The organism is Salinarchaeum chitinilyticum, assembly GCF_055390775.1.
The window spans coordinates 694,536-721,200 of the sequence record NZ_AP043888.1; the positions used below are offsets into that span (position 1 = coordinate 694,536).

The window sequence follows — 26,665 nt, forward strand, 5'->3', positions numbered from 1 at the left end:
CCGCCCGCTCGTCGGCGACGCCCGCGACATACCGCTGCCCGACGACTCAATAGAACTCGTCGTCACCTCGCCGCCGTACCCGATGATCGAGCAGTGGGACGAGCTCTTTGCCGATCTCGATCCAGCGATCGGCGAGGCGCTGGACGACGGCGACGGCCAGCGAGCCTTCGACGCGATGCACGAGATCCTGCGCGAAGCCTGGACGGAACTCCAGCGCGTCCTCGTCCCGGGCGGGATCGCCTGCGTCAACGTCGGCGACGCGACGCGGACGCTGGAACGGTTTCGCGTCTATCAGAATCACGCGCGGGTCGTGGACGCCTTCGCCGACCTCGGCTTCGACCCGCTCCCGGAAATCCTCTGGCGCAAACCCGCCAACAGCGCGGCGAAGTTCATGGGCTCGGGGATGGTTCCGCCCAACGCCTACGCGACCCTCGAGCACGAGTACGTCCTCGTCTTTCGCAACGGCGAGCGGCGCTCGCTCCCGCCGGGCGCGGACCGACGCTACGAGGCCGCCTACTTCTGGGAGGAGCGAAACGAGTGGTTCTCCGACGTCTGGACGGACGTTCGCGGCGAGCGACAGACGCTCGCCGACGACGAGCTCCGGGAGCGTTCGGCGGCCTACCCCTTCGAGATACCCTACCGGCTCGTTTCCATGTACTCGGTCTACGGCGACACGGTGCTCGATCCGTTCTGGGGGACCGGCACCACGACGACGGCGGCGATGGTCGCCGGACGGAACTCCGTCGGCATCGAGCGCGACCCGGATCTCATTCGCGCGTTCGAGCAGAGCGTCGATGCGGTCCCTGCTCGCTCGCGAGACGTCGCAGACGATCGCCTCGCGGCCCACCGGCAGTTCGTCGAGGAGCGACGTGCCGAGGGCGACGACCTCGGGTACGATGCCGAGCACTACGACGTCCCCGTCCGGACGAAACAGGAACGCCGGATTCGGCTCTATGATGTCACCGGGGTCGAGCGATCGGCGGCCGGGTTTCGCTGCCGACACGAACCGACCGACGGCAGTTGATTCGTTACCAACCGCTCGCCACCGACCGTCCGCGTCGGACCCCATCGGTACCACTCGGTCCTCGAGCACTCCACCACGAACAGCCTCGACCCTGCCAGTCGCAACCATGAGTCAAAAAACACATAGCCGTGCTCGTTGGAGAGAGGGCCATGGACGCGATCGTCCTCGCCGGCGGGTACGCCACCAGACTCTGGCCGATCACCCGCCATCGGCCGAAGATGTTTCTCCCGATCGGCGACACTACCGTCGTCGATCGTATCTTCGAGGAGCTCGAAGCCGACGAGCGAATCGACGACGTCTACGTCTCCACCAACGAACGTTTCGCCGAGGAGTTCGAGAGCCACCTCGCGGGCGCACCATACGAGAAGCCCCAGCTCTCCGTCGAGGATACCGAGGAGGAGTCCGAGAAGTTCGGCGTCATCGGCGCGCTCGCCCAGCTCGTCGACCGGGAGGGGCTGACCGACGACACGCTCGTGATCGCCGGCGACAACCTGATTAGCTTCTCCATCTCGGAGTTTCTCGACCACTTCGAGGCTGCAGGCACACCGACGATCGCTGCCTACGACGTCGGCTCTCGCGACCGCGCGACCTCCTACGGCGTCATCGACGTCGAGGGCGACCGAGTCGTGGACTTCGAGGAGAAGCCCGAACAGCCCGCGAGCACGCTCGTCTCGATCGCCTGCTACGGCTTCCCGGCGGACACGCTGGGACTCCTCGAGACCTACCTCGCCGGTGACAACAACCCCGACGAGCCCGGCTGGTTCGTCCAGTGGCTCGTCGATCGCGAGCCAGTGAGCGCCTTCGCCTTCGACGAGGCGTGGTTCGACATCGGGACGCCCGAGTCCTACCTCGACGCCGTCTCCTGGTATCTCGACGGCGGCCAGCTCATCCATCCGGAGGCGGAGGTTCGGGAGTCCGACCTCGGCGAGAACGTCCACGTGATGCGCGGCGCCGAGATCGTCGACACCGAACTCGAGCGTGCGATCGTCTTCCCCGACGCCACGCTCCAGTCCTGTGAGATCCGCTCCTCGATCATCGACGAGGAGACCGTCCTTGACAACCTCAACCTCGCCGGCGCGCAGATCGGCGCGCATACCCGAATCGCGAACGGCGGGTGAGGCGCTCGGCCTGGAGACAGCCGTAGTTTCTCGAACGGCGCGAGCCACGTGGCCTGGACCGACTACCCACCCCACCGGCACGCTTATCCGGCAGAAATTGTTATGATCGATTATGAAAGATAGGTGTCCGGGCTGCGGCGAACTGTTCCACCTCGACGACCAGACGACGCGGGTCTGGGAGTACCGCTGCCCGCACTGCCACACGACCGAGATCGTGCCGGCGCCCTCGGCCTGATCGACGCGATCGATGCTGTTCTCGGCAGAACCAACCACCTCGTCAGCGGTTGGCACGCCGCCCCAGCAGTTGATACCCACCGTCGCCAAGCCCGTGACATGAGCGACCACGGCTACGACGAAGGGCTCACGGTCTACTACGACGCGATGGCCGCCGAGCACACCGACACCGACCGCTCGTTCTACGTCGATCGGGCGACGGCCGCCGACGGCGCGGTCCTCGAGCTCGCGGTCGGCACTGGCCGAATTTACCTCGACGTCCTCGCGGCCGGCGTCGACGCCGACGGCGTGGACGCTTCGCCGGCGATGCTCTCGACATTGCGCGAGCGCGCCCGCGAGCGCGACCTCGATCACTCCGTCTGGGAGGGCGACATGCGGAGCCTCGACCCCGACCGCACGTACGACCTGATCTACTGTCCGTTCAACGCGCTCCAGCACGCGTACACGGTCGACGATCAGCAGGCGACGTTCGCGGCGGTCCACGACGCGCTCGCCCCCGGCGGCCGATTCGTCTTCGACGTGTTCGTCCCGAGCTTCGACCTGATCGAGGCGACCTACGGCGAGTGGCAGACCGAGCCGCTCACCGTCGACGGCGTCGACCACGAACTCCGGACCCGCACGCAGTTCGTCGACGAACCCCGACAGATCGTCGAAGTCGAGAACGAGCTCCGCGCTCCCGACGGCGCGATCGTCCACGAGACCAGCCACCGGATCAGCCACCTGCCGTTCCAGCAGGTCGAGCTCCTGGCCCGAAACTCGCCGTTCGAATCGTGGTCCGTCGACGGCGGCTTCGAGGAGAAACCGCTCGAAGACGGTGATACCGTCCAGGTCTGGACGCTGGAGCGAGCGGCCTGACCGCGACCCCGCCTTCCACAGGGGTTTCGTGAGCCTCCACCATCCGCCGGACTCAGACCCGTCTGAACTCACGTAGGGTGGGACTGGAAGGGGCCGACCGCTCGTCGGTGTAGGCGAAGTAAGCACTGCAGCGACCGAAGGGAGCGAAGCGCGCAGCGAGCGTACACCGACGAGCGGGAGGGGGCTTCCTGGTTGTTCGTTGCGGTGCAGTCTCGTACGCTAGCAGTCTCTCGTACTGATTCCCTCACTCCAGCCAGGCGTCCTCGATCGCGAGATGCCCGCGGGTTCCCTCCCAAACCGTCGTAGCCTCGAGCTCGATCCGCCGGTCCATGTGGGGCCCGTCGACCACCAGCGTCTCGAACTCACCGCCTTCACCCAGGAGATGCACGCCGTACTCCTCGCCGAGCTCCCGAAGTTCCCCGAGCGTCTCCCGATCCAGCGTACGGCCGAGCCACTCCTCGCCGAGCCCAGCGGCCGCGACCTGAATAATATCGATCTCGAACCCTGCATCGAGCATCTCATCTGCCAGTTCCTCGGGATCGCGCTGCCAGAGCGGTGCGAACAGCTCGACGTCCAGGCGCTCGGCCATCGCCTCGATCCGACTGGTCTGGAACTCGCTCTCGATCGCACCGGCGGTGATCCCGGCGAGCCCGCCGTCGCCCGCGGTCTGCAGCGTGGCGTCGAGCTCCTGCAGGGCGGCCTCCAGCGGTTCGAGTTCCGCGTCTCCCTGCTCACCCGAGTCCGTCGCCTCGGCAGCGGCGAGCTCGCCGGGATCGATCTCCACCAGCTCGATGCCAACGCTCTCGGCCGCCAGCCCGGCCAGCTCGGTCGCTGGCACGTGGTACATGTAGGAGTCCTCGCCGGGGTGGACCGTCACGAGCCGCTCGACGGGGAGGCCCTGCTCCAGCGCGCGGTAGAGTGCGAACGAGGAGTCCTTACCGCCGGAGAAGAGGCTCGCCCAGGCGCCCTGCGTCATTGGCGCTACTCCGAGTCGGCCGCACTTACGGACTGCGATGCGCTCGGCGTTCTGGGTACCGTCCGCGATCCGGCGACGAGTACTGGTTTCGAACCGTCGACGATCTCCGAAACCCGTTTCTTGTTCGGGGAGCTACGCGAGTGCAACTGATGGTCAGAGAGGTCGCTCCCGACGAGGTGCAATCGAAGCTGGAGGCCGACGAGGAGGTCACCGTCGTGGACATCCGCTCACCCAGCGACTACGAACAGGGCCACGTTCCCGACGCGATCAACGTCCCGTTGCCGGAGCTCCCCCAGCGCGTCGACGAGCGGGAGTGGGACGCCGAGGAAATCGTCACCATTTGCGCGATCGGCCAGAGCTCGATCCAGGCAGCCCGGCTGCTCGGCAGCTACGAGGACGTCGACGCAGATGCCGTGGCGAGCCTGCAGGGCGGCTACCGCGACTGGGACGGCGAGCTGACGTCCGACGCGGCAGGCGAGGTCGACGACGCCAGCCAGTCCCCGAACGAGGGGCCCGAGGCGCCGTTCTAGCTCACTGTTTGGACTCCGAGATTCTCGCCCCTCGTTTCAGCACAGCGCCAGCCTTCGCCGTCGCCGATCTACTGACGCGGAACGGCGGTGGTTCGCTCACGGCCGGATTTTTATCAACCTTCGATAACTTACCGTTCACGGACGCTCGACACGCCGACCGTACGCCTCGATACCAGCGATCTCACCGGACCTGACGGTCGTTTTACGATTCGGCCGAAATCCGTGGTAACGTGCCGTTTGGTCGTCGGTTGCGACGGATGGGGAGTCCATAGCAAAGGCCCATCGTGCAGTCGATTAGAGCGTATGAGACGGGGCTCGGTCCGCAGAGCGGCCGCTGGCGGTGCGACGGCAGCAGTGGTTGCCGTGGCGACGGTCGTCGCGGGAAGCGCACTCGCGCAATCGGGCGTCGCAACCACGCCGGGACTCCCAGGCGTCGCGGTTACCGTCCTGGTCGTCGCGGTTGCTCTCTGGCCCGAGTACGCACCGCGCCCCCGGCGCTCGCTCGACCGGCTACGTGCGGTGTCGATCCGCGTCGGCCTCGCGATCGGAGCGCTCGGATTCGCGGGGGGTCTCGGCGTTGGGCTCGTCCCCGCACCGGTGCTCCTCGCCGTCGTCGGCGTGACGACCGCGATCACTGTCCCGATCCTCCTGAACCAGCTCCGGCGCATCGCCCGCTCGCAGCGCGTCGTCCTCGCGGGCGACGACGCGGGCAAGCTCGGCGACTCCGTCGCTGCCCTCGAAACGCGCCCTCTGGGTCACGTCTCCCCGCCGCGGCTCTCGCTGGCCAGCGCAGCACCCGACTCGCTCGACGTCGAACGGCTGCGAACCGACGGGGGCGTCTCGCGTGACGAGCAGGACAGCAGTGCCGGGCAGGAGACAACGGCAGCGCAGAATGCGGATAGCCGACGGCAGAGGCAGGACCGCGCTGGAGCGCAACGCGGAGAATTCGGGCGAAGTACCCGAGAGCGAGATGGCGGAGAGGACGCGACGGAGTTGGATCCCTCGACAGAACCCCACGATCGAATCCCGGCCGACGATCCCACCACCGAACGAATCTCCGGCCTGTCGGAGCTCCAGACACTGCTCGTATCGCGGGACGTGGACGCTGTCGTGCTCGGATTCTCGACATCGGATCGCCAGGAGTTCTTCGGAGCGCTCCGCGTCTGCCGGGAACAGGGGGTCGACGCGAAAGTCCATCCATTCCACGCGCCGTCGACGCTCATCGACGAGGGGACCGAGAGTGGTAGCCGCGACGCGAGGCCCGACAGCGGCGGCGTCGAAGCGAACGGTGGCGATCGGAGCGACGGCGGAAACGGCCGCGATGAGGGCCAGACCGATGCGAGTGCCGCTACGTCGGCCATACAGCCCAGCACCCACCAGCAGATCCTCGACGCGAACGTCGACCCATTGCCCCCACACAGCCGCGTTGCGAAGCGAGGGTTCGACGTCTGCTTCGCAACGCTCGGGCTCGTAGCGCTGGCCCCGCTGATGCTGGTGATCGGCGTGGCGATCAAGCTCGACTCGCCCGGGCCCGTGCTCTACGGTCAGTCGCGGACGACGAGGCTCGGTCGGGTGTTCACGCTCTGGAAGTTCCGGAGTATGACCGACGGCGCCGAACGGGACACGGGGCCAACGCTCAGCGACGAGGATGCCGGCGACGTCGACGCTCGCGTCACCCGTGTCGGAGCGGTGCTCCGTGCCACGCACCTCGACGAGATCCCGCAGCTCCTCTCCGTGCTGAACGGGGACATGACCGTCGTCGGGCCACGGCCGGAGCGCCCGGAGCTGGAGGCGGAGATCGCGGCGGACGGCGTCGAGTGGGAACGCCGGTGGTTCGTGAAACCCGGGCTAACCGGGCTCGCTCAGATCAACGAGATCACCGGGTTCCAGCCCGCGGAGAAGCTGGCCCACGACCTCGAGTACGTCGAGCGCCAGTCGCTCGCGCTCGACGTCCGGATCGTCCTCGAACAGCTCCGCCAGGTAGCCGCGGACGGGCTGGAACTACTGCGCTCGGGTGAACCCCGATGAGCGAAGGCCGCAGAATCGGGGGATTTGCCTCCGCAGTGGAGACCGGGGTGAGACCGACGTGAGGATCCTCCGCGTTGCCCAGACCCTCTACCCGGGCGTGACCGGCGGTGGTGCGTACCACGTCCACGCCATGAGCCGGGACCAGGCGGCGATGGGGCACGACGTCACAGTGATGACGGTGCGAGAGCAGCCCGACCAGCCACACGTCGAGGAGCGCGCCGGCTATACGGTGGTCAGATTCGACGCGATCGCGAGACTCCTCGGAAACGCACTGTCCGTGGGACTGGCGCGGTATCTCCACGCAGCCGACGGGTTCGACGTGATCCACGCCCACTCACACCTCTATGCGTCGACGAACCTCGCGGCGCTGAACAGGTACGTCGGCGATACGCCACTCGCAATCACCAACCACGGCCTGTACTCCCAGACGGCTCCGAAGGCGATGTTCGAGGCGTACCTCCGGACGATCGGCCGGTGGACCTTCGAACAGGCGGATCTCGTCTTCTGCTACACCGAAGTCGACGAGCAACGCCTTCGCGATCTCGGCGTCACTACGACCGTCGCCGTGGTCCCAAACGGCGTCGACACGCAGCGGTTCCGACCGGACGGTCCCGAGAGCGACCTGCTCGACGCGGACGGGCAGATCGTCCTCTTCGTCGGTCGGCTCGTCGACGGCAAACGCCCCCAGGACGCACTCGCTTCGATGGTGCAGGTCCGGAAATCGATCCCAGACGCGACGCTCGCGCTCTGTGGGGACGGCCCGCTTCGCGAGGAACTCGAACGGCGCGCCAGGAGTCAGCGAAACGGACCTGCGACGGCGGAAGGCGAACGCGTCGGATCCGACAGCACCAGCGCGAGCCAGTTCCTCGGCCACGTCGACTACGACGAGATGCCTGACGTCTACCGGGCGGCAGATCTGCTCGTCCTCCCCAGCCGTGCAGAGGGGATGCCACGGACGGTGCTGGAGGCCCGCGCGTCGGGGATTCCCGTCGTGACGACGGATCTCGATCACGTTGCCTCGCTCGACGATCCCGGCGTTCGGACGGTTCCCGTCGGCGACGTCGACGCACTTGCCGAGTGCGTCGTCGAAACGCTGGAAGCGGGCGCCAGGAAAGGCGATCACCGGGACGGTTCCGCGCTCGCGATCGGCGACGTGGCCAGCGACGGCGCGGTCGACGACGGCACGGCCAGCGATGGTGCGGTCAGCGACAGCACGGCGAGCGACGGCGGATTCCAAACCCAGCGCTCCGCGCAGATGGCACCGGCAGACACTCGCGACGCGACGACAGCGCGTGAGGACCACGACTGGCGATCGACCGTCCGCCGGACGACCCGCGCGCTCGAATCACTCCTCGACGACGCCCCTCCACGCTCATGAACGCAAGACACACCGACCAGACCCCCGGCCCCGCCCCTGAACCGGCCCGCGAATCGACCGACGCGTCCGACGGCAAGATCACGGCAGCCGACGGCCAGACCGACCGCACGACCCAGCGAGAGCGAGCGGCAGATCGGGGCGAGCAGTCGGCAGCCGAATCGGTAGAGAGCGATGCGATCACGGCGGTGTTCTTCGACGGATCGCCACCCTCCCACGGCGGCGGTTCCGAGATGGTCTATCGCCTGCTCACGCGCCTGGACGAGCACGCGGTTCGGCCTGTCCTCCTCGCACACTCCGATGACCAGCTCTGCCAGCGACTCCGCGGCGAGGTGGCCGTCGAGGTGGTACCGTTCCGTGGCTCGCTCGATCGCTACGACGGCCAGATCCTGGAGCAGTCGACGCTCCGGTCGGTCGGGACCGTGGCCAGGATCGGGCAGTTCAACGTCGAGGCCAGACACGCGCTCCGTGATGCCGACGTCGTCTGGTGTATGAATCTCCGGAGCCTGCTGACGATCGCGCCGTTCGCGCTCGCGAGTCCGACGCCGATCGTCTGGAACATCGGCCTCGGACAGCCCTCCGAAGGGCTCTACCGGCGCCTCAACGGGATCGGACTGCGCCTCGCCGACCGAGTGTTCATCGAGTCCGAACGGCAGGCGCGCCGGCTGTTCACCGAGGAGCAGTACGCCCAGTTCGCCGACTCGTTCCGGATCTTCCCGAAAGGGATCGACGTCGAGCGGTTCACGCTGGACCGGAGCACGCCACCGCTCGCGGAGCAGCCTGCCACCATCGGAACGGCGGCGTCGCTCACGCCACGGAAGGGCGTCGAGGAGTTCGTCGAGGCGGCGATTGCGCTCCGTGCCCAGCGGCAGGATCTCCGATTCCTGATAGCGGGCGAGCCGCCACACGAGGCCGACCGCGAGTACGCCGAAGCACTCCGAGAGCGGATCACGGAGAGTGGCAACGCGGACGCAATCGAGCTGCTCGGCTGGGTCGAGGACATGCCACCATTTTACGACCGACTCGACGCGTTCGTCCTTCCCTCGCACAACGAAGGGGTTCCAGGGGCCGTCCGAGAGGCGCTCTCGATGGAGCTGCCGGTCGTCGCCACGGACGTCGGCGGGACGAGAGAGGTCGTCCGCGACGGCGAGACGGGGCTCCTGATCGAGCCGGCGGATCCCGAGGCGATCGTCGGCGCACTCCGCTCGATCCTCGAGAACCCGGGGGCTGCGCGGGCGATGGCGACGCGGGGGCGAGCGCTCGTCGAAGAGACGTACTCCGTCGACGCGTACGTCGATCGGTACGAGGCGTTCCTCCAGGAGGTGGCCGCGTCGTGAACGAGACGCACGGCCGTACCGCCGGTGACGGACCGGACGGCGATGGTGCTGGCGACGACACCAGTGCCGACCGCCCCAACGTCGTCCTGCTCGTGATGGACACCGCGCGGGCCCGTGACGTGCTCGGGCGACCGGACGTGACGCCGAACCTCCACCGCATCGCCGAGGCCGGCGAGGTCTTCTCGAACGTCTTCACCTCCGCGCCGTGGACGCTGCCCTCCCACGCCTCGATGTTCACCGGGCAGTACACCTCCGATCACGGCACCCACGCGGGATCGAAGGTGTTCGATCCGGACGTGCCGCCCATCGCCGAAGCGCTCCGCGAGCGGGGCTACCAGACCGCGGCGTTCTCCAACAACAGCTGGGTGAGTAGCGACGTCGGTTTCGATCGCGGATTCGAGACGTTTCGGTCGGGCTGGGAGCTGTTCGAGAGCGACGTCGACCTCGTCCGCGTCGCCAAGCAGCGCGACGGTGCCCTCGAACAGCTGCGAGGGCTTCGCGGGGAGCTCTCCGTGCGCGAGCTGCCGCCGACGCTCGCGAACGTCCTCCACGCGAAGCTCTTCCGACACCGCTACGACGACGGCGCGTGGCTCACGAACCGCCGCATCGGGCGGTGGCTCGACCGCGCCCGAGACCCGGATCGGCCCTTCTTCGCGTTCGTGAACTACCTCGAACCCCACCTCGAGTATCGCCCGCCGCGAGGGCACCGATCGACGTTCCTGCCGGCGGACGCCGACTACGAGGAAGCCAGCGCCGTCAACCAGGACGCGTGGGCGTACCTCGCCGGTACCGAGTCGATGGACGAACGGGACTTCGAACTCCTGCACGCGCTCTACCGCAGTGAACTCAACTACCTCGATCGCCGGATCGGTGAGCTCTACGACGGGCTCGCCGACCGCGGGCTGCTCGAGGACACCGTCGTCTTCGTCGTCGGCGACCACGGCGAGAACCTCGGCGATCACGGACTGATGGACCACCAGTACTCGCTCCACGACACGCTCACGCACGTCCCGCTGGTGTGTCACAGCCCGGACGGCGTGTCGTTCCCGGCGACGGGTGATGGACTCCGCGAACTCCGCGACCTCTATCCGACGATCCTCGATCTCGCCGGCGTCGGTCGCAAAAGTGGTGATCGCAGGGGAGGGGACCGGAGCGGCGCCAGTCCCAACGACGGCGATCGCGGCGGCACCGGTTCCAGCGGAGCCGGGCCCAGCGGCGGCACTGGTTCCAGCGGGGACGGTCGCACCCGTGGCGACCGCACCGGGGGCGATCGGCTCGCAGCCGACTCGATCTCGCAACGCTCGCTGCTCGACCCGCGCGGACGCGAGTACGTCGTGGGCGAGTACGTCCATCCACAGCCAGACGTCGAAACGCTGGCCGAGCGCGTCGGCGACGTCACCGTCGATCTCGAGCGCTTCGACAGGGGGCTCCGGTGTATCAGGACTCCCGAGTGGAAGTTCGTCGAGGGGACCGACGGCAGCGAGCGTCTCTACAGCGTCCCACGACCCGAAGCCGCGATCGAGAGCGACGTGACGGACGAGACGCTCGTCGCGGAAGGCGGGTTGGCGTCGACGGCGGAGCTGGTCCCCCGACAAGATGGTTCGTCACTGCGAGAGCGTATAGTGCAACTCCGAGATCGACTCCACGACGAGCACGGCGAGATGGCGAGACCACGGCGGGACGTTGGTGAGAAATCGGGGACGGACGAAGACGTCGGTGCCGCCACGCAGCAGCGTCTCGAGGATCTCGGCTACATCTAGACGGCACGCAAGCGCCGATGTGACTCGTGAACGTCCATCAAGACGCTCGGAATCGCCGAACAGATCCGGCGACGGCGTCCACCGCCGACTCCACGTCCGCACCGACGTCGCGAACGTCGACGGCTTCTCCGTAGTGGTGGTAAGACAGCGCGGCGACGACGCCGACGACGATCCAGAGTGATCGGAACGTCTGGACACCGGTGACCAGCCCGGTCGCCATGACCGCGATCACGAAGCTTCCGAGGAAGGCATACGCCGGATCGTGCTCCCGGGCGAGGCGCACGCTCTGGACGACGACAGTACCAAAGAGGAGGTAGAAGGCGAGCGCGCCGAGCACGCCCGTCTCCGAGAGGATCGTGAGGTGCGTGTTGTGGAGTCGCGGATAGGAGCCGCCGAACCCGGCTTCGCGAACGTAGTTCTGGGACTGGCCGTAGCCGATGCCGAACAGCGGATGCTCGCGGAAGGCGTCCAGGCCGTGTTCCCACCGGCGGACGCGCGTATCGAGGTTCTTGCCCGAGGATTCGACGGAGGAGAGGATCCGATCCCGTATCCAGCGATCGGACCGTATCACCAGATACGCCGCGGCCGCCGACAGCGCTGCAGGGAGGACGAAGACCTGCCTGGTGTACGGCCGCAGATTCCACCCGGGAGAGAGGATCGGAACGACGAGACACCCTACCGCTGCGCCGATCAACGAGCCCCGCGAGGCAGTGACGACCAGGCTCGCGGCGAACAGCGGAATCGTGAGCGAGAGGACGCCGCCGAGGTAGGGTCGGTCCGAGCTGAGCGTCCCGACGAGATACGCAGCGAGGAAGCCGTTGAGGACGAGGTAGTTCGCGTAGATGTTGGGGTTCTCGAAGGGGCCGGTGGGGCGGAGTTCGTTCATGAACAGCCCCTGCCGAGCCGACTGCACGGCGAACACCGCGCCGACCAGCACCGAAACGAGCGCCAGCGCCTGCGTCCGCCTGATCGTGTCCCGCGCACAGAGCTCGAAGACCCCCACGAACCAGGCGATCGCGCCCAGCAGCTTCAGCAGGACCATCGCCGAGTGCTCGGGCACCAGATAGGACGGGCTGGTGGCCAGTGCCAGCACAATTGAGAAGACCGCAATCGCCACGAACGCGAACGCCGGATAGGTGAATCTGGGGAGCCGCCGGATCCCCACGACGCCGAACAGCCAGGCCACGCCGGTCAGGCCGATCAGCAGGTCGCCGTAGCTCAGGTTTATGACGACGATGCGAGTTACGTAAACGTGGAACGGGTAGACCGCCATCAGGAGCCCGACGGCGACGAGCCCGAGGCGTCGTTCGAGCTGGCGATCCAGGTACGCACCGGACATTCACTCGAACCGAGGGCGTCTCACCATATTGTTCGAGTCGGCTTACCCGCCCAATGCGCACCGGGGCACAGCGAGGAAACTCCAGCGAGGCGGTCGAGTGATCGGAATCCCTCGCTGCCGCGATAGCTGAACTGTTGGACCGACCTGGCGGTCGACTTTGGCGGATCGGAACGTCGTCCCTGTCGGTTACTCCGAGTAACCACGTCGTACGCTACCCGCCGACCTGGTGGAGCAATCCTGTGATCTCGCCGCGCTCGACGCCGCCGGCAGCGACGAAGGCGATCGCATAGACGGCCGGTGCGAGCACGAGCGTCAGCGGCCACCACGGCGCCACGATCCAGAACACGGCCGTCATGATCGCCGTCGCGACGATCGGCGCTACGACAGCCCTGATCGGCGGCACGACCGGGAGCCAGTGCTGGAAGGCGACCGCAGTCGTCCCCGCCGCGAACGCGAACGTGAGGATGGTCGCGATCGCCGCTCCCTGGACGCCGATCGTCGGCAACAACGCCGCGTTGAGCGCGACGTTCGCGATCGCAGCGACGCCCTGGATGCGGAGCGGGACGCTGGTCTGATCGGCCGCGTAGAACAGCTCCGTGTAGACTTCGGAGATGCCCTGGAGCAGGATACCGATCGAGAGCAGTACCAGGAGCGGTGCCGCGCTCGCCGCCACGTCAGCCGTGGTGAGCAGGTTCAGGAGTGGTTCCCCGATCAGCCACAGGCCCCCGATCGTGGGGACTGCCAGCGCGAGAAAGTATCGGAGCCCGGTGACGGTCAGGTCACGAATTCGGGGCGGATCGTCCGCCCAGAGCCGAGAGAACTCGGGGAAGAGGGTGATCGACAGCGGCCGGACGTAGAGCAGCATCCCCTGTGCGACCTGATACGCGACGGCGTAGACGCCGACCCCCGTCGCACCGAGGAACGCCCCGACGAGCAGGCGATCGGCCTGCGTGAGCGTCGAGCGGGCGACGTCGGTGCCCATCGTCGGGAGCGAGTAGCCGAGGAAGTGACGGAACCGTTCGATCGAGGGCCGCCCGAACCCGATTTCGTGAACGATCCCGACGTGGATGCCGCCGACGGCGATCGCACGGGTGGCGACGACGACCCCAAGCACGCCCGCTATCCCTAGATCCGTCAGCAGAACTGCTCCAGCGACCGCGGCGATGTGGCCGTAGACCACCGCCACGTCGGTAAGCGAGTAGTACTTGATGCGGCGGGTCGCCCGGAGGTAGCCCTGCCCAAACCGGAGCCAGACCGTCAGCGGCACGAGCGCGGAGCCGACGAGGAACACCGACGTGAACGACGAGTCACCCAGCGCGAACCTCGTGAGCAGCGGCGCGGCGGCCACTACGGCGAGCATACTCACAGTCCCGGTCAGCAAGAGTGCGCTCGCGAGCGTCCAGTAGGTGACCGATCGGTCCTCGCCGTACTGCTGGAAGAACTGGACGATGCCCGTGTCCAGCCCCAGCAGCGTCACCTGACTCAGCAGCGTGGCGACGGCGAAGACCTGGGCGTAAGCGCCATACTCGGCCGTTCCGAGGGAGATCGTCAACAGCGGGATGACGACGATCCCCCGGACCTTGAGCGAGGCTTTGACCAGCGTCGTGACGATGACGTCCGTGGACAGCTTTGCCGCGAGACTCACGCTGACTCGGACTGCGGGCAGCGACGGATAATAGTAGGCGCCGCCACGGTACGCGGAGCAGAACAATCCCGGTGGTCGGCGATCGGGTAGTACATGACTGGCGTCTGTGGCGGCGTCGGCGAGGGCGGCCGGCGCGCCGTCGACCTCGCCGCGCAGCTCCATCGCTTCGGCGACGAGACCGAACGGCGAGCGGTCCGAGATCGTGCGTCCGTCGCGCTGGTCAGCCACCGAACGGCGACCCAGCCACTCGAGGCCGCCGATGGAACGCTGCTGTGGTGCTGGGGACAGGTCTACGGCCACGGGCCCGACTACCGACCCCGGAGCGAGACGCATCCCGAGTCGACGCCCGTGGAGTACTGCCGACGCGTCTACGATCGCCACGGCTTCGAGACGGTCGCGAACCTGAACGGCGAGTACGCAATCGTCGCGTATCATCCAGAGCGAAGCGATACTGACGCCGACGGCGAACGGATCCGGATCGTCACCGACCGGCTCGGCACCCATCCAGTCTACTGGGCACGCACCGTCGACGGCGACGTCGCGTTCTGTAGCTCGCTGCAGATCCTCGCCGCCCATCCCGGCATCCCGGTCGCGTTCGACCAGGAGATCCTCTACGAGTACTTCGCGTTCCGGCGCACCTTCGGATTGCGGACCCCGGTCGAGGGCGCGACGCTCGCCCATCCCGGCGCGATCACGACCGTCGACTGCGCGAGCAACGCCGTCGAGACGGACGTCTACTGGCGTCCGGAGCACGAAGCAACCGCGACCGAGCGCCGGGCGGCCCAGCGTGACTACGTCGAGCGCTTCCGGGCAGCCGTCAGGGACCGGGAAGCCTGCGGGGGAACCGGATCGCCCGCAAGCGGAGGTCCTCGGGCAGACGGCCTCGCCATCGACGCCCGGACACGAGCGGGTGGTCGCACTGACCGCGTCACGTCCAGCACGAATTCTGGCAGCGACGAGCAGCGCGCCGCACGCACCGGCGTCCTCGTCAGCGGCGGCAACGACTCGCGCGCGATCGTCGCTGCGCTCGACGAGCCGCCGGTCGGGTTCCACGTCACGAGCGACGAGTTGGCGACGGAGACGCGGGTCGCGAAACGAGTGCTCGCGGCCGCGGACGCCGAGGCCCGGATGCTCCACCGGGATGGCGAGTACCTCGCAGCGTCGATCGACCGGAACGCAGCACTGTGTGATTTCGGATCGTGGTTCAACCAGGCGCACGTCTACGAGTTCGCCGAGGAGCTTCGGTCGTCCTGTGACCTGCTGTTGACGGGGCTCTACGGCGATGTCTACAGCGGCGGAACGCTCCCGACGCACGGGGTTCCGACGCCACTGGGTCGGCTGCCGCTCCCGGTGCTCGATCGGCCCGACTCGGTCGAGGAGTATCTCGAGTTCTACCTCGACGGCACGCTCGACAAACACTCACACCGGCTTCCGGACTACTGCCGCGGCGCGACGGACGCTCGCGAACTCCTGGCTGCGAACGTCCGGGAGATCGACGGCGAGATCGAGCACCACGGCGTTCGCTACGGCGACTGCACGGACCTGCTGTTCGCCTCGATCTATCCCGTCACCAACCGCCACTCGTGCCTCTTCTACGCCTCACTCTGTCAGACCATGCCCACCGCGAACCCCCACTTCGACTACCGACTGCTCGACTGGATCCTCGCCCAGCCGCCCGGTCGATTGCTCAGGACCGACGTGCAGAACGCAGTGATCCGTAGCTGCTCGCCCGCGCTTGCGGAGATCCCCCACGCGGCCCGCGGCGTCGCACCACGTCGCTCGTTCCCGGTGCAGTACGCCAGTCACCGGCTCCAGGGCGGTCGACGCCGGATCCGGACGCGGCTCGCGCCCTCCGAGACGAGCGGCGTCGGCTTCACGACCGATCTCGACGAACTGCTGCGATCCCGGCCGCTCGTCGAGGACCGCGTACGGAAAAATCGTGACGTCGTCGATCGCTACGACTGGCTCGATCCGGCGGAGATCCGCTCGGAGTACGTGGCCCACTGCGAGGGGTCGAACCGGCGCTCGGAGCTGCTCTGTCTCCTGACCTTCCTCGCGATGCCGATCCACGAGCACGTCTCTCAGGACGCCCGCGCCAGTACGGAGGTGCCCTCCGAGTAACATGCTCTTCGCGATCGAACTGGGCGCGAACTGGCCGGAACCACGACGGACGGAGCATCGATCCGGACAGCCGACCGAAGCGGGGGTCACGGGGGTCGTCGTCTGATGGCGCCGCTGGTCTCCGTGATCCTCCCCGCCTACGAGGACCTCGAGCACCTGGAACAAGCGGTCCAGAGCGTGCTCGATCAGGAGCACGATCGGATCGGGATCGTCGTCGTCCACTCCGGCGATCCGGACGACTTCCCAGAGAACGTCCGTAGACATCCCGCAGTCACGTACGAACACCAGGAGCCACGCGGCGTCGCCGCCGCGCGAAACAGGGGCCTCGACCTCGCGGACGGCTCGGTGATCGCCTTCTGTGACGCCGACGACTACTGGCATCCCGAGAAGCTCGCCGTGCAGCTCCCGGCGCTCGGAGCGGACGCGGACATCGTCTACTCCGACGAGTACCTGCTCCGGGACGACAGCGCCTATCGCATCGACTCGCCGCCGATCCACGACCGCGACCGCCACCACGTCGAGGTGTTCCGCAACGGCGGCGGCGTGGGCTCGCGCTCGGTAGTGGCCAGAGCCGCGTGTTTCGAGAACGAGCGCTTCGACGAGCGTTTCGAGGTCCGGGAAGACCAGCACCTCTGGACCCGGCTGTTCGCGAGGTTCACACCGGCCCGCGTGCCGCGGCCGCTCTCCTACAAGCGGGAGATCACGGGATCGCTCAGCTCCGACGTCGACCGTGCCTACCGGATGGAACGGTGCGAAATCGAGGACCTCTGTGCGCGGTTCCCGGAGCTCCGTCCCTATCGCGAGGAACGCGAGCGACAGATGCGCTATCGCTACGCCAAGCGACTCCTCGCCAACGAGGGGCGCGCCGCCGACGCGAGGGCAGTCCTCGGCGACCTCGTCGCCGATGGGGCCACGGACGAGCGTATCCTCGTCCTACTCCTGCTGTCGGCGCTGCCGGTGGATCACGAGTCCGTGACCCGTCGGCTCCAGGACGCGCTCTGGACGCTCCAGGCCTACCGTCGAAAGCTGGACGGCACGGAGCCAAGTGGACCGACTCGATGGGTCGCCGACGGTGAGCGAGCTGACTGACATCGGTCGGCCGCGCACCGAGACGCCTGCCGCGCGCCGAGATCCCTCCGTGCGCTGAGGCCCCTCCGTGCGCTCAGATCCCTACCGCTCGCCGAGACTCTGGCGCGCGCAAAGCCCACTACCGCGTCCACGCCCGGTAGCGCCCGGCGATCGCACCGGCGAACAGCCAGAAGACGCCCATCGACGTGTGATTGTCCCAGATCTGGTCGAGCATGGCGATCACGAGGAAGCCGAGCGCACCGACGCAGAGCGCCGCGACGACGGCTGCGTCGGCGTGGTCGGACCACGCGAGGCGGACTGCTCGAACGCCGATCGCGAACACGGCGGCGAGCCAGAGCGCGAGCCCGACGAAACCGGTCTCCGCGAGGTACGAGTAGACGATCGAGTGGATCGCGACGTCGTTGCTGAACCCGATCTCCGCTGCTACCGGCTCGACGTTACCGCCGCCGTAGCCGAACAGGGGATGCTCGAGCGCGAGGTCGTACGCCCGTCGATAGTCGGCGATCCGCGTCTCTAGATTCTCGCCGGAGACGAAGGGAAGCGCCTCGAGCACCGCGGCGGCACCGACGATTGCGACCACCACCGCGGCCACCAGTGCCGCGACGCCGGCTCCGCCGAGGAGTCGGATGCGCTCGCGCTCGACCCAATCACGAGAGCCCGAGGGCCAGTACTGGACACTCGCGAGCACCGACGCGAGCCCGATTGTCACCGCGAACCCGAGGACGGCGGAGTCGTACTGCGAGAGCGGGATGCAGAAGATTCCCAGGAGGACGATTCCGAGCAGCGCCAGACCGCGACGGAGACTGCCCGCGTCCGGGTCGGCGACGATCCACACCAGTACCGCGATCGCGGGAAGTGCGAGCGAGACGAACGCGGCGTTGTTCCCGACCAGCCCGCCCAGAAATCGACCCATCGGCATCGCGTGGCCCAGCAGATCGATCGTCAGTTCGTTGCTTCGGGGCGTCTCCCCAAGCGTCGAGACGCCGAACGAGCCGCGGTTCGCGAACTGCGCGAGCGCGAACGCGGCGTGCCCGATCATCGCGATCACGAACGCCCCGGCGAGCGACCGGACGTCAGCGAAGCCGACTGCGACGACTCCGGCTGCAACCGCGAAGTAGCCGACGTACCGGAGCTGGATGAGCCCGAAGACGGCGGCCGTTCGCGAGTCGTGGGCGGCGAACGCAGCGCCGACCAGCGCCCAGATCGCGAACCCAGCGAGAAAGCACCACGACCAGCCCAGCGTCCGCCAGGCCCGCCGCGCCAGTTCCCGGGCATCCCGAACCGAGCCGACGGAGGCGGTTCGGAACAGCCACGCCGCGAGAAGTACGGCGGCGGCCCCGACTGCGAGGTCACCGATGACGATCGCCAGGTCGACCGTCCGTTCCGGCCCCCGAACGACGGGAACGTCCGCGTTCACGGTCGCGAGCACCGCGATTGCGGCGACGGTTCCAGGGACGACGTTGCGCGTCGCCACCGCAAGGAGGGCGTACGAACCGAGTGCAACTGCGAGCGCCGGCATCGAGGGAACGCCACCGGGGACCACGATTGCGGGAACGGCGCCGATGACCAGCGCGGTCAGGAGCGCTCCGAAGGCAAGAACAGTCCGGCCGGTGCCAGCCGAGCGCTGGTCCGGCAGAGGCTGCGCGTGCGTTCCCCTCCTCCCGACGATCCGGTCTGTCACGTGGCGGGACCGATGGGAACGGAAGGGAAAATTATGCGCTCCGAAACGGGGTGATCCAGTTCACTACGTCAGGCGCCCACCGCGGTCATCCCCGCCGAGTGCCGTTTAGAATCGATCCGTGCGGCCCGAGGCGGTCCAGGCGTCCCGCGGTGCCTCGGTTGGCACCCGAACGGAGCGACCCTGGAGCTGCTCGACGCGGCCAGCGAAGGCGAAACGGTCCCCCTCCCAGGTCGGGTCGGCGTTCGCGGCGGCCGCCGCGGCAGCGGCTTCCCGATCCCGGACGTGTGCGCCGACGGCGGCGACGATCGCCGCGGCTTCCTCCTCCGAGGCGGACGGCGGGATCTCGACCTCGACGTCGTCGGGCCCCAGGCCCGGCACGTCGCCGTGAGCTGCGTCGACGTCGGGCTCGACGTCGTCGTAGGCCGCCTCGGGATCGACTGGCGTGGGTTCGGCCATCTCAGAGCGGGATGTTGCCGTGTTTCTTGTCCGGGTTCGATTCGCGCTTGGACTCGAGCACCTCGAGGTCGTCGATCAGCCTGGGGCGGGTGTCGATCGGATCGATGACGTCGTCGAGGTAGCCCTTGTCCGCCGCAGTGTAGGGGTTCGCGAACTGTTCGCGGTACTCGTCGACGAGCTCCTGACGGAGCTCGTCGGGATCGTCGGCGGCCGCGAGCTCGTCGCTGTAGAGGACGTTCACCGCGCCCTGGGGCCCCATCACCGCGATCTCCGCGGTCGGCCAGGCGTAGTTGACGTCCGCACCGAGGTGTTTCGACGCCATGACGCAGTAGGCGCCGCCGTAGGCCTTCCGCGTGATGACGGTGAGCAGCGGGACCGTCGCCTCGGAGTAGGCGTAGAGGAGCTTCGCGCCGTGGCGGATGATCCCGCGATGCTCCTGATCGGTGCCGGGCATGTAGCCGGGCACGTCGACGAACGTTACGATCGGGACGTTGAACGCGTCGCAGAAGCGGACGAACCGCGAGGCCTTCATCGAGGAGTCGACGGTGAGGGTGCCGGCGTTGACGCGGGGCTGATTGGCGATCACGCCGACCGAGCGACCGTCGAGCCGGCCGAAGCCGGTGACGATCTCGGCGGCGAAGCGCTCGCCGACCTCGAACAGCGAGCCCTCGTCCAGGACGGAATCGAGAACGTTCGTCATGTCGTAGGGCTTCTGCGGGCTCGGCGGGACGATCTCCCGGAGCTCCGGATCCCGACGGTCGCGCTCGTCCCAGGGTTCGACGCGCGGGGGGTCCTCGACGTTGTTCTGTGGGAGATAAGAGAGGAGCCGGCGGATGTCGTCCAGGGCCTGCTCCTCGTCGTCGACGGCGAAGTGGGCGACGCCGGTCTTGGAGCTGTGGGTGCTGGCACCGCCGAGCTCCTCGTGCGTCACCTCCTCACCGGTCACCGTCTCGATGACGGAGGGGCCGGTGATGTACATGTGGCTGGTGTCGTTCACCATGAAGATGAAGTCCGTCATCGATGGGGAGTAGACCGCCCCGCCGGCGCAGGGGCCCATGATCCCGGAGATCTGCGGGATCACGCCGCTTGCCTCCTGGTTGCGCCGGAAGATCTCCGCGAAGCCCGCCAGCGCGTCGACGCCCTCCTGAATACGGGCGCCCGCGGAGTCGTTGAGCCCGATCAGTGGTGCGCCGACCTCCATCGCCTTGTCCATGACCTTCGTGATCTTCTCGGCGAACACTTCGCCGAGGGAACCGCCGAAGACGGTGAAGTCGTGGGCGAACACGAAGACGGTGCGACCGTCGACCTCGCCGTAGCCCGTCACCACGCCGTCGGTGAGGAGCTGGCGTTCCTCCATCCCGAAGTTGTGGGTGTTGTGGGTCCGCAGCTGGTCGAACTCGTTGAACGTGCCGTCGTCGAGGAAGTACTCGATGCGCTCGCGTGCGGTCTTCTTGCCCTTCTCGTGCTGGGACTCGATGCGTTCTTCGCCGCCCCCGAGCAGCGCCTCCTCGCGGAGCTCCTCGAGCTCGTCGAGGCGATCCTCCATCGTCACGACGCGAACCCTCCCGCAGTCATTTGATGGTGACCGACGGCGACCGACCGGAAAAGCGTTCCGAACCCCCCGATCGACCGCTGTCGGCTCCTTCTGTGCGAGAGAGACCCCGTCGTCGGGCGGCCGAACGCTCAATGCACTCCCCGACCAACCCATCCCACATGGACGGCGAGTCGTTCCGCGAGCGAGTGACCGAGGAGAAGGGCACGGAGCTCGATCGGCTGGGCTCCGAGAAGCTCCTGCTCGCGCTGACCGAGGCTGACCTGACGGAAGAAGCGGTCCTCGAAGCGGCCGCCGCGAGCGAACACGCCGCACAGCGCACGTTCGAGCAGTGGGCAGACGCAGCGGACGACGAGCGATCCGATCGGGAGGACGACGAAGGAGCCGGTTCAAAGGACCACGAAGGAGTCGATTCGGAGGATGCGAAGCGAGCCCAGGCGGTGTTCGCGGACGTCGCCGCACAGGAGGCCGAGCACTACGAGCGCGTCGCTGCACACCTTCCTGAAGAGTTCGAGCCACCGGACGGCGGCCCGCTGCACGCCCACCTCCGTCAACAGGAAGACCCGATCGCGCGCGCGGCCGGACTCGTCGGCCGCGGGCTCGTCAGCGACCGCACGCACCTCCAGGTGATCAGCTTCTTCGTCAACGAGGGGGACAGCGAGCGCGCGGACCTGTTTCGTGACCTTCGAGCCGAGACCGAGGAGTCCCTCGAGGCGGGCCTGGAGCTGCTCGAGGACCTCTGCGCCGATGAATCGGACTGGGAGGCCGCCGAGGGCGTCGCGAGTTACACCATCCAGTTGGCGTACGACGACTACGCCGACGCACTGTCCGGGATGGGAATGGATCCGAAGCCGATCTGTTGAGTCGATCGGGCGGGGTCACGTACCGAAACGTACCGCCGAGAGCCGGAGAAGTACCCCACCAAACGCCGCCGTTCCGCAGTACCGTTTTGTGCCCAGGCGTGTCAGTCGATAGCATGGGAGGAGCCGAGTTTGCCCACGACGTGGAGACCGCGCTGGTGACCGGTGCGACGGGACAGGTCGGAGCGCGGGTCGTCGACCGACTCGCCGACGCCGGCGTCGACGTCACAGGGGTTGACCGTACTGCACCCGCAGACACGCGATCGAACGCCACGTTCCGGGCGTTCGACCTCGCGGAGCAGGGGCCGACGTGGGAGACCGTCTCCGAGGTCGATCCGGATGCCGTCGTCCACCTCGCCGCGGCGGCCGACCCGGAGCGGACGCCGGGAACGACGATCTTCGAGAACAACGTCCAGAGCACGTACAACGTGCTCGAGGCCGCGGGCAGTGCCGACGCCGACGTCGTCTGGACGTCCTCCCAGGCAGTCTACGGCGCGCTGTTCGCTCCGGATCGGTGGGTCCCCGACGCGCTCCCGATCCGGGAGACCCACGAGCTCCGTCCCGCCGATCCCTACGGCTGCTCGAAGGAGTGCTGTGAGTCGATCGCAGCCACCGTGTCGAGACGCTACGGCGTGGACGTGACGACGCTTCGGCCCGCCACGGTGTTCTCCGCGAGCAAGACGCGCCAGCGGCCCCACGACGACGCGGCCGATCTCTCGGAGGATCCGCGGGGCGGGGACTTCGGCGCGTACGTCGACGTCCGGGATCTCGCACGAGCGATCGAGGCTGGCCTCGCCGCCGACCACGACGGGCACGCGATCTGCAACGTCGCCGCCGACGACAACTACCTCGGCCAGCCGACCGCGGAGATCGTTGCGGCGACCTGCGGAGAGGTGCCCACCGACTGCGACCTCGACGGCACGGAGAGTCCGCTCGCGAACGACCGCGCGAAGGCGACGCTCGGCTGGGAGCCGGCCTTCGCGTGGGGTGACCGCGAATCGTCGGACGCCACCGAACCGGCGTGGCTATAGGCGTGGTTCAGTCGTCCTCGGCGAGGACCGATCGGGACTCCTCCGCGAGTTCGGGGTACCGCTCGACGCCGGCGTACTCGACGATCCGCTCGCCGAGCTCTCGCACGCGCGACTCGATGTCGGGGTCCTCGATTCCGTCCTCACTCACGGTGTCGTACGCGGCGGGGATCCCCACCTCCAGCGGGAGCGTCCAGGCGTTGAGCGTCCGCGCGACCGTCCGGAGATGCATCAGCGCGGACTTCGGGTAGTCCCCGCCCGCGACCTCGAGGAGGCCCACCGTTGTCCCCGCGATCTGATCGCGCTTGACGTAGTCGAGCGCGTTCTTCAGCGGTGCGGCGTAGGAGCCGTGGTAGTTCGGGGTCCCGAAGACGACGGCGTCGGCGGCGTCGATCTCGCGTTTGAGTCGCCCGGCGTCGCCGGCGTCCCGATCGTCGGGGTCGAACACCGGGAGATCGTACTCCCGGAGGTCGATTAGCTGCGTGTCGGCGCCAGCGTTTTCCGCGGCGTCGAGGACTTCACGTAACGCGATTCTGGTCTTGCTCTCGTCGCGTAAACTGCCGCAGATCGCGACCACAGTCGGCGGCGAACGGTCGTGCATTGGCTGGTCCGACGTGCCGGAACACCGTAAGGGCTCGCTGAACGCGTTTCCTGTTTGCGAACTGAGGAAGGAGAAGCAGTTTGCCAGTGGTATCGCAACAGCGGACGCCTTGGAAGCCCCCTCCCGCTCGTCGCAGCTAACTCGCTGCGGTCCTCGGTCGCTTCGCTCCCTGCGGTCCTTGCATCGTTACCTGCGACGAGCGGTCGGCCCCTTTCATTCCCACCCAATGGTATCGGTTGGGGGCGCGAAAACGGTGGAAAATCGAATCGAGCTACGGATCGGCTGCTCAGGCTTCGTCGAACACCGCGAATCGAAGATTCGCGAGCACGACGAAGCTCCGCTTCGCTACGCTTCGTCGAACACCGAAAGACTCGCTGCGCTCGTCTTTCGAGCTCGATCCTGCTTACGCAGGATCGAAGAGCGTCTCGCCCTCGACCATGTGCTCGGCGACGGCGTCCTCGTCGAGCGTCAGGCCAAGACCGGGCTCCTCGGGGATCTCGATGTAGCCGCCCTCGATGACGTCCTCCTCGACGAGATCCTCCCACCAGCCCAGCTCGTAGGAGTGGTACTCGACGGCGAGGGAGTTCGGGATGGCCGCGCCGACGTGGGCGCTGGCCATCGTCGCGACGGGCGAAGAGACGTTGTGCATCGCGACGGGCACGTAGTACTGGTTCGCGACGTCGGCGACCTTCCGGGTCTCGCGCATCCCGCCGACCTTCGGCATGTCGGGCGCGACGATGTCGACGGCCTGGTTCTCGATCAGGCGGCGCTCCTCGGTGACGCGGTAGCGGTTCTCGCCGACGCAAATCGGCGTCGTCGTGGACTTCGTCACGTTCTCCTGGACCTCGAGGTTCTCCGGGGGAACGGGGTCTTCGAGCCACCAGACGTCGTACTCCTCGATAGCATCGGCGAGGCGCTTGGCGGAGCCACCGGAGAACGTCCAGTGGCAGTCGAAGGCGACGTCGGCGCGATCCTTCACGCGCTCGGTGACCTTCTCGACGATCTCGGCCTTGTGCCGGATCTCGCCGGGCCGGAGGTGGCGGTTGGCGCGGTCCTTCTCGAGTCCCGAGGGAACGTCGAGGTCGAACTTGAGGGCGTCGTAGCCCAGCTCCTCGACGACGCGCTCGGCCTCGTCGGCGCAGGCGTCGGGGTCGGCCTCCTCCTCGGTGTGGCAGTCGCAGTACACGCGCATCCGGTCGCGGTACTTGCCGCCGAGCAGCTGGTAGGCGGGGACCTCGAGGATCTTGCCGGCGAGGTCGTGCAGCGCGACCTCGATGCCCGCGATGGCGGTGACGGTGATGCCCTCGACGGAGCCCTCGCCGGACATCTTCTGGATGAGGTGCTCGTAGAGCCGGTCGACGTCGAGGGGGTTCTCGCCGACGACGAACGGCTTCATTCGCTCGATGACCTCGGGAACGCCCGCGCCCCAGTAGGCCTCACCGGTGCCGACGACGCCCGCATCGGTGTAGATCCGGACGAGCGTCCACGGGAAGTTCCCGTCGACCATCGTCGTCTGAACGTCGGTGATCTCCACGTCGCGTCCGCCGCCGCGCTTGGCCTCGACGCCCATCGTCTCCGCGGAGAGCTCCCGCATCGTGTACTCCGCGTTCGGGTCGTGCAAGTCGGTGTAGTCGATGTCGTTACTCATCTGAGAGCGATTTTTTCGGGCGCAAGTAACTGTGTTGCGGTCTCCGCGCGCGTGACGGCTCCCTCGATCCAGCGAGTATCTCTCGATCCGACGGGGGTCTCTCGATCGGGCGGATTCCGCGGCGCAAACGACTATGCGAGTCGGTTGCAAACGATCGTTCATGCGAGTCATCGACGCTGACCTGCTCGTCACCGGTCGCGACGAGCCGCCGATCGACGACGGACGAATCGTGCTCGACGAAGCAACGGGGACCATCGACGCCGTCGGAACGCAGGAAGACGTAGATGCTCCGGGTACCGCCGGCAGGGGCGATGCCGGCCACGAACACTACCCCGCGGTTACGCCGGGACTGATCGACGCCCACCTCCACCTCACCGGGGCGCGATCGATGAACCCGATGCAGTGGGCGACGGAGCCGTCCGAGCTCGGCGCGGCCCGGGCGACGGCTGACCTCCGGGACCTCCTCGCGGCCGGCTTCACGTCGGTCCGGGACCTCGGCTCGGCGACGGGCCTCGGGCTCAGGGACGCCGTCGAGGAGGGCGCGATCCCCGGCCCACGGATCTACACCAGCGCACAGGCGATCAGCCAGACCGGCGGCCACGGCGACAGCCACTTCCTCCCCTACGAGTGGGTCGCCGACAGCGACCGCGGCATCGGGACGCTCGCTGACGGTGCCGACGAGTGCCGGAAGGAGGCCCGCAAGCGCATCCGCGACGGCGTCGACGTCCTCAAGATCATGACGACCGGCGGCGTGCTGAGCGAGAAGGACGCTCCGGACCAGAGCCAGTTCACCGACGCCGAAGTGCAAGCGTTCGTCGAGGAGGCCCATCGCGTCGGGATTCCGGTCGCCTCCCACGCCCAGGGCGCGCCAGGGATCAAGACCGCGCTCCGGAACGGCGTCGACACTATCGAACACGGGTTCTACCTCGACGAGGAGTGCATCGAACTGTTCGAGGAGACCGGTGGGATCTTCGTCCCGACGCTCTCGATCATGCACCGACTGATCGAACGGGGCGCCGACTACGGCGTCCCCGACTACGGTCTCGAGAAGTCCCGGGAGGCCAGTGAGGCCCACTTCGAGGCCGTCGAGCGCGCCTACGAGGCCGGCATCCCCATCGCGACGGGGACGGACTTTATCGGCCCCGAGCTAATCCCCCACGGCGAGAACGCCCTCGAACTCGAACTGCTCGCCGACGAGGTCGGAATGGACGAGCACGACGTCCTCCAGTCCGCGACGCGGATCGCCGCCGAGACGGTTTTCGACGACGAGGTCGGGACGCTCGAACCGGGCAAGCGAGCCGACGTGCTCGCGCTCGGGAGCGACCCGCTGGAGGACGTCTCGGCCGTCCGAGACGTCGAGGCCGTGTTCAAAGAGGGAACGCGAGTGGACGCGACGGTCTGATCGTCC

22 protein-coding genes are annotated in these 26,665 nt (G+C 67.7%); 14 read left to right on the plus strand and 8 right to left on the minus strand.

Annotation, left to right across the window (positions count from 1 at the left end):
• Positions 1-28: 28 nt before the first annotated feature.
• The 4 genes from ACZ5KP_RS03410 to ACZ5KP_RS03425 all read left to right on the plus strand — a co-directional run bounded on the left by ACZ5KP_RS03410 (position 29) and on the right by ACZ5KP_RS03425 (position 3,231).
• On the plus strand, positions 29-1,024 hold the full coding sequence (locus ACZ5KP_RS03410) for a DNA-methyltransferase (protein ID WP_460921112.1): 996 nt from the start codon (positions 29-31) through the stop codon (positions 1,022-1,024).
• A gap of 149 nt (positions 1,025-1,173) precedes the next feature.
• Positions 1,174-2,142, plus strand: a complete 969-nt coding sequence (locus ACZ5KP_RS03415; protein WP_460919912.1) for a sugar phosphate nucleotidyltransferase — start codon at positions 1,174-1,176, stop codon at positions 2,140-2,142.
• Between the two features lie 112 nt (positions 2,143-2,254).
• Complete coding sequence (locus ACZ5KP_RS03420) at positions 2,255-2,377, plus strand: hypothetical protein (protein ID WP_460919914.1); 123 nt, start codon at positions 2,255-2,257, stop codon at positions 2,375-2,377.
• Between the two features lie 98 nt (positions 2,378-2,475).
• Positions 2,476-3,231, plus strand: a complete 756-nt coding sequence (locus ACZ5KP_RS03425) for a class I SAM-dependent methyltransferase (protein WP_460919916.1) — start codon at positions 2,476-2,478, stop codon at positions 3,229-3,231.
• Between the two features lie 244 nt (positions 3,232-3,475).
• Here ACZ5KP_RS03425 and ACZ5KP_RS03430 read toward each other — a convergent pair whose 3' ends face one another.
• Entirely contained in the window at positions 3,476-4,207 is a 732-nt protein-coding gene (locus ACZ5KP_RS03430) for a diphthine--ammonia ligase (protein ID WP_460919918.1), read from the minus strand.
• Positions 4,208-4,356: 149 nt separating this feature from the next.
• Between ACZ5KP_RS03430 and ACZ5KP_RS03435 the strand changes: the two genes are divergently transcribed.
• The 5 genes from ACZ5KP_RS03435 to ACZ5KP_RS03455 all read left to right on the plus strand — a co-directional run bounded on the left by ACZ5KP_RS03435 (position 4,357) and on the right by ACZ5KP_RS03455 (position 11,237).
• Positions 4,357-4,737, plus strand: a complete 381-nt coding sequence (locus ACZ5KP_RS03435; protein ID WP_460919920.1) for a rhodanese-like domain-containing protein — start codon at positions 4,357-4,359, stop codon at positions 4,735-4,737.
• 303 nt (positions 4,738-5,040) lie between these two features.
• Entirely contained in the window at positions 5,041-6,765 is a 1,725-nt protein-coding gene (locus ACZ5KP_RS03440) for a sugar transferase (protein WP_460919922.1), read from the plus strand.
• 58 nt (positions 6,766-6,823) lie between these two features.
• Positions 6,824-8,143 (plus strand): glycosyltransferase family 4 protein, encoded by a 1,320-nt coding sequence (locus ACZ5KP_RS03445; RefSeq protein ID WP_460919924.1) that lies wholly within the window; start codon positions 6,824-6,826, stop codon positions 8,141-8,143.
• The gene (locus ACZ5KP_RS03450; protein ID WP_460919926.1) at positions 8,140-9,477 is read left to right on the plus strand and encodes a glycosyltransferase family 4 protein; all 1,338 of its coding nucleotides are present in this window, start codon (positions 8,140-8,142) and stop codon (positions 9,475-9,477) included. Before ACZ5KP_RS03445 ends, ACZ5KP_RS03450 begins: the two co-directional genes overlap by 4 nt.
• Entirely contained in the window at positions 9,474-11,237 is a 1,764-nt protein-coding gene (locus ACZ5KP_RS03455; protein ID WP_460919928.1) for a sulfatase, read from the plus strand. The genes ACZ5KP_RS03450 and ACZ5KP_RS03455 overlap by 4 nt, the downstream gene beginning before the upstream one ends.
• Positions 11,238-11,274: 37 nt before the next feature.
• On the opposite strand, the gene ACZ5KP_RS03460 is transcribed toward ACZ5KP_RS03455, so the two are convergent.
• Together ACZ5KP_RS03460 and ACZ5KP_RS03465 are read right to left on the minus strand one after the other, a co-directional pair.
• Positions 11,275-12,576: an O-antigen ligase family protein gene (locus ACZ5KP_RS03460; protein ID WP_460919930.1), complete on the minus strand. Its 1,302-nt coding sequence runs from the start codon at positions 12,574-12,576 to the stop codon at positions 11,275-11,277.
• A gap of 211 nt (positions 12,577-12,787) precedes the next feature.
• A complete protein-coding gene (locus ACZ5KP_RS03465; protein ID WP_460919932.1) occupies positions 12,788-14,221 on the minus strand; it encodes a flippase in 1,434 nt (477 codons plus the stop codon).
• A gap of 93 nt (positions 14,222-14,314) precedes the next feature.
• Here ACZ5KP_RS03465 and ACZ5KP_RS03470 point away from each other — a divergent pair, with 93 nt between their 5' ends.
• Together ACZ5KP_RS03470 and ACZ5KP_RS03475 are read left to right on the plus strand one after the other, a co-directional pair.
• Entirely contained in the window at positions 14,315-16,342 is a 2,028-nt protein-coding gene (locus ACZ5KP_RS03470) for an asparagine synthetase B family protein (protein WP_460919934.1), read from the plus strand.
• A gap of 105 nt (positions 16,343-16,447) precedes the next feature.
• Entirely contained in the window at positions 16,448-17,431 is a 984-nt protein-coding gene (locus ACZ5KP_RS03475; RefSeq protein ID WP_460919936.1) for a glycosyltransferase family 2 protein, read from the plus strand.
• Between the two features lie 118 nt (positions 17,432-17,549).
• Here ACZ5KP_RS03475 and ACZ5KP_RS03480 read toward each other — a convergent pair whose 3' ends face one another.
• The 3 genes from ACZ5KP_RS03480 to ACZ5KP_RS03490 form a co-directional block, all read right to left on the minus strand.
• Positions 17,550-19,112, minus strand: a complete 1,563-nt coding sequence (locus ACZ5KP_RS03480) for an O-antigen ligase family protein (RefSeq protein WP_460919938.1) — start codon at positions 19,110-19,112, stop codon at positions 17,550-17,552.
• Between the two features lie 105 nt (positions 19,113-19,217).
• Complete coding sequence (locus ACZ5KP_RS03485) at positions 19,218-19,568, minus strand: hypothetical protein (RefSeq protein ID WP_460919940.1); 351 nt, start codon at positions 19,566-19,568, stop codon at positions 19,218-19,220.
• Position 19,569: 1 nt separating this feature from the next.
• Complete coding sequence (locus ACZ5KP_RS03490) at positions 19,570-21,114, minus strand: acyl-CoA carboxylase subunit beta (RefSeq protein WP_460921113.1); 1,545 nt, start codon at positions 21,112-21,114, stop codon at positions 19,570-19,572.
• A 167-nt stretch (positions 21,115-21,281) separates the two neighbouring features.
• Here ACZ5KP_RS03490 and ACZ5KP_RS03495 point away from each other — a divergent pair, with 167 nt between their 5' ends.
• Positions 21,282-21,983 (plus strand): rubrerythrin family protein, encoded by a 702-nt coding sequence (locus ACZ5KP_RS03495; protein WP_460919942.1) that lies wholly within the window; start codon positions 21,282-21,284, stop codon positions 21,981-21,983.
• Positions 21,984-22,096: 113 nt separating this feature from the next.
• Positions 22,097-23,011, plus strand: a complete 915-nt coding sequence (locus ACZ5KP_RS03500; protein WP_460919944.1) for an NAD-dependent epimerase/dehydratase family protein — start codon at positions 22,097-22,099, stop codon at positions 23,009-23,011.
• A gap of 7 nt (positions 23,012-23,018) precedes the next feature.
• On the opposite strand, the gene ACZ5KP_RS03505 is transcribed toward ACZ5KP_RS03500, so the two are convergent.
• Positions 23,019-23,609, minus strand: a complete 591-nt coding sequence (locus tag ACZ5KP_RS03505) for an NADPH-dependent FMN reductase (protein WP_460919946.1) — start codon at positions 23,607-23,609, stop codon at positions 23,019-23,021.
• A 403-nt stretch (positions 23,610-24,012) separates the two neighbouring features.
• Positions 24,013-25,257, minus strand: a complete 1,245-nt coding sequence (locus ACZ5KP_RS03510; RefSeq protein ID WP_460919948.1) for a mandelate racemase/muconate lactonizing enzyme family protein — start codon at positions 25,255-25,257, stop codon at positions 24,013-24,015.
• A gap of 160 nt (positions 25,258-25,417) precedes the next feature.
• Here ACZ5KP_RS03510 and ACZ5KP_RS03515 point away from each other — a divergent pair, with 160 nt between their 5' ends.
• Entirely contained in the window at positions 25,418-26,659 is a 1,242-nt protein-coding gene (locus ACZ5KP_RS03515) for a metal-dependent hydrolase family protein (protein ID WP_460919950.1), read from the plus strand.
• Positions 26,660-26,665: the final 6 nt, after the last annotated feature.

What these genes read in the sequence shown, in the direction of transcription:
- ACZ5KP_RS03415 (WP_460919912.1), top strand. Translation starts at nt 1,174, where the DNA reads ATGGACGCGATCGTCCTCGCCGGCGGGTACGCCACCAGACTCTGGCCG.
- ACZ5KP_RS03420 (WP_460919914.1), top strand. Translation starts at nt 2,255, where the DNA reads ATGAAAGATAGGTGTCCGGGCTGCGGCGAACTGTTCCACCTCGACGAC.
- ACZ5KP_RS03425 (WP_460919916.1), top strand. Translation starts at nt 2,476, where the DNA reads ATGAGCGACCACGGCTACGACGAAGGGCTCACGGTCTACTACGACGCG.
- ACZ5KP_RS03430 (WP_460919918.1), bottom strand. Translation starts at nt 4,207, where the DNA reads ATGACGCAGGGCGCCTGGGCGAGCCTCTTCTCCGGCGGTAAGGACTCC.
- ACZ5KP_RS03435 (WP_460919920.1), top strand. Translation starts at nt 4,357, where the DNA reads ATGGTCAGAGAGGTCGCTCCCGACGAGGTGCAATCGAAGCTGGAGGCC.
- ACZ5KP_RS03440 (WP_460919922.1), top strand. Translation starts at nt 5,041, where the DNA reads ATGAGACGGGGCTCGGTCCGCAGAGCGGCCGCTGGCGGTGCGACGGCA.
- ACZ5KP_RS03450 (WP_460919926.1), top strand. Translation starts at nt 8,140, where the DNA reads ATGAACGCAAGACACACCGACCAGACCCCCGGCCCCGCCCCTGAACCG.
- ACZ5KP_RS03460 (WP_460919930.1), bottom strand. Translation starts at nt 12,576, where the DNA reads ATGTCCGGTGCGTACCTGGATCGCCAGCTCGAACGACGCCTCGGGCTC.
- ACZ5KP_RS03470 (WP_460919934.1), top strand. Translation starts at nt 14,315, where the DNA reads ATGACTGGCGTCTGTGGCGGCGTCGGCGAGGGCGGCCGGCGCGCCGTC.
- ACZ5KP_RS03475 (WP_460919936.1), top strand. Translation starts at nt 16,448, where the DNA reads ATGGCGCCGCTGGTCTCCGTGATCCTCCCCGCCTACGAGGACCTCGAG.
- ACZ5KP_RS03485 (WP_460919940.1), bottom strand. Translation starts at nt 19,568, where the DNA reads ATGGCCGAACCCACGCCAGTCGATCCCGAGGCGGCCTACGACGACGTC.
- ACZ5KP_RS03490 (WP_460921113.1), bottom strand. Translation starts at nt 21,114, where the DNA reads ATGGAGGATCGCCTCGACGAGCTCGAGGAGCTCCGCGAGGAGGCGCTG.
- ACZ5KP_RS03495 (WP_460919942.1), top strand. Translation starts at nt 21,282, where the DNA reads ATGGACGGCGAGTCGTTCCGCGAGCGAGTGACCGAGGAGAAGGGCACG.
- ACZ5KP_RS03500 (WP_460919944.1), top strand. Translation starts at nt 22,097, where the DNA reads ATGGGAGGAGCCGAGTTTGCCCACGACGTGGAGACCGCGCTGGTGACC.
- ACZ5KP_RS03505 (WP_460919946.1), bottom strand. Translation starts at nt 23,609, where the DNA reads ATGCACGACCGTTCGCCGCCGACTGTGGTCGCGATCTGCGGCAGTTTA.
- ACZ5KP_RS03510 (WP_460919948.1), bottom strand. Translation starts at nt 25,257, where the DNA reads ATGAGTAACGACATCGACTACACCGACTTGCACGACCCGAACGCGGAG.
- ACZ5KP_RS03515 (WP_460919950.1), top strand. Translation starts at nt 25,418, where the DNA reads ATGCGAGTCATCGACGCTGACCTGCTCGTCACCGGTCGCGACGAGCCG.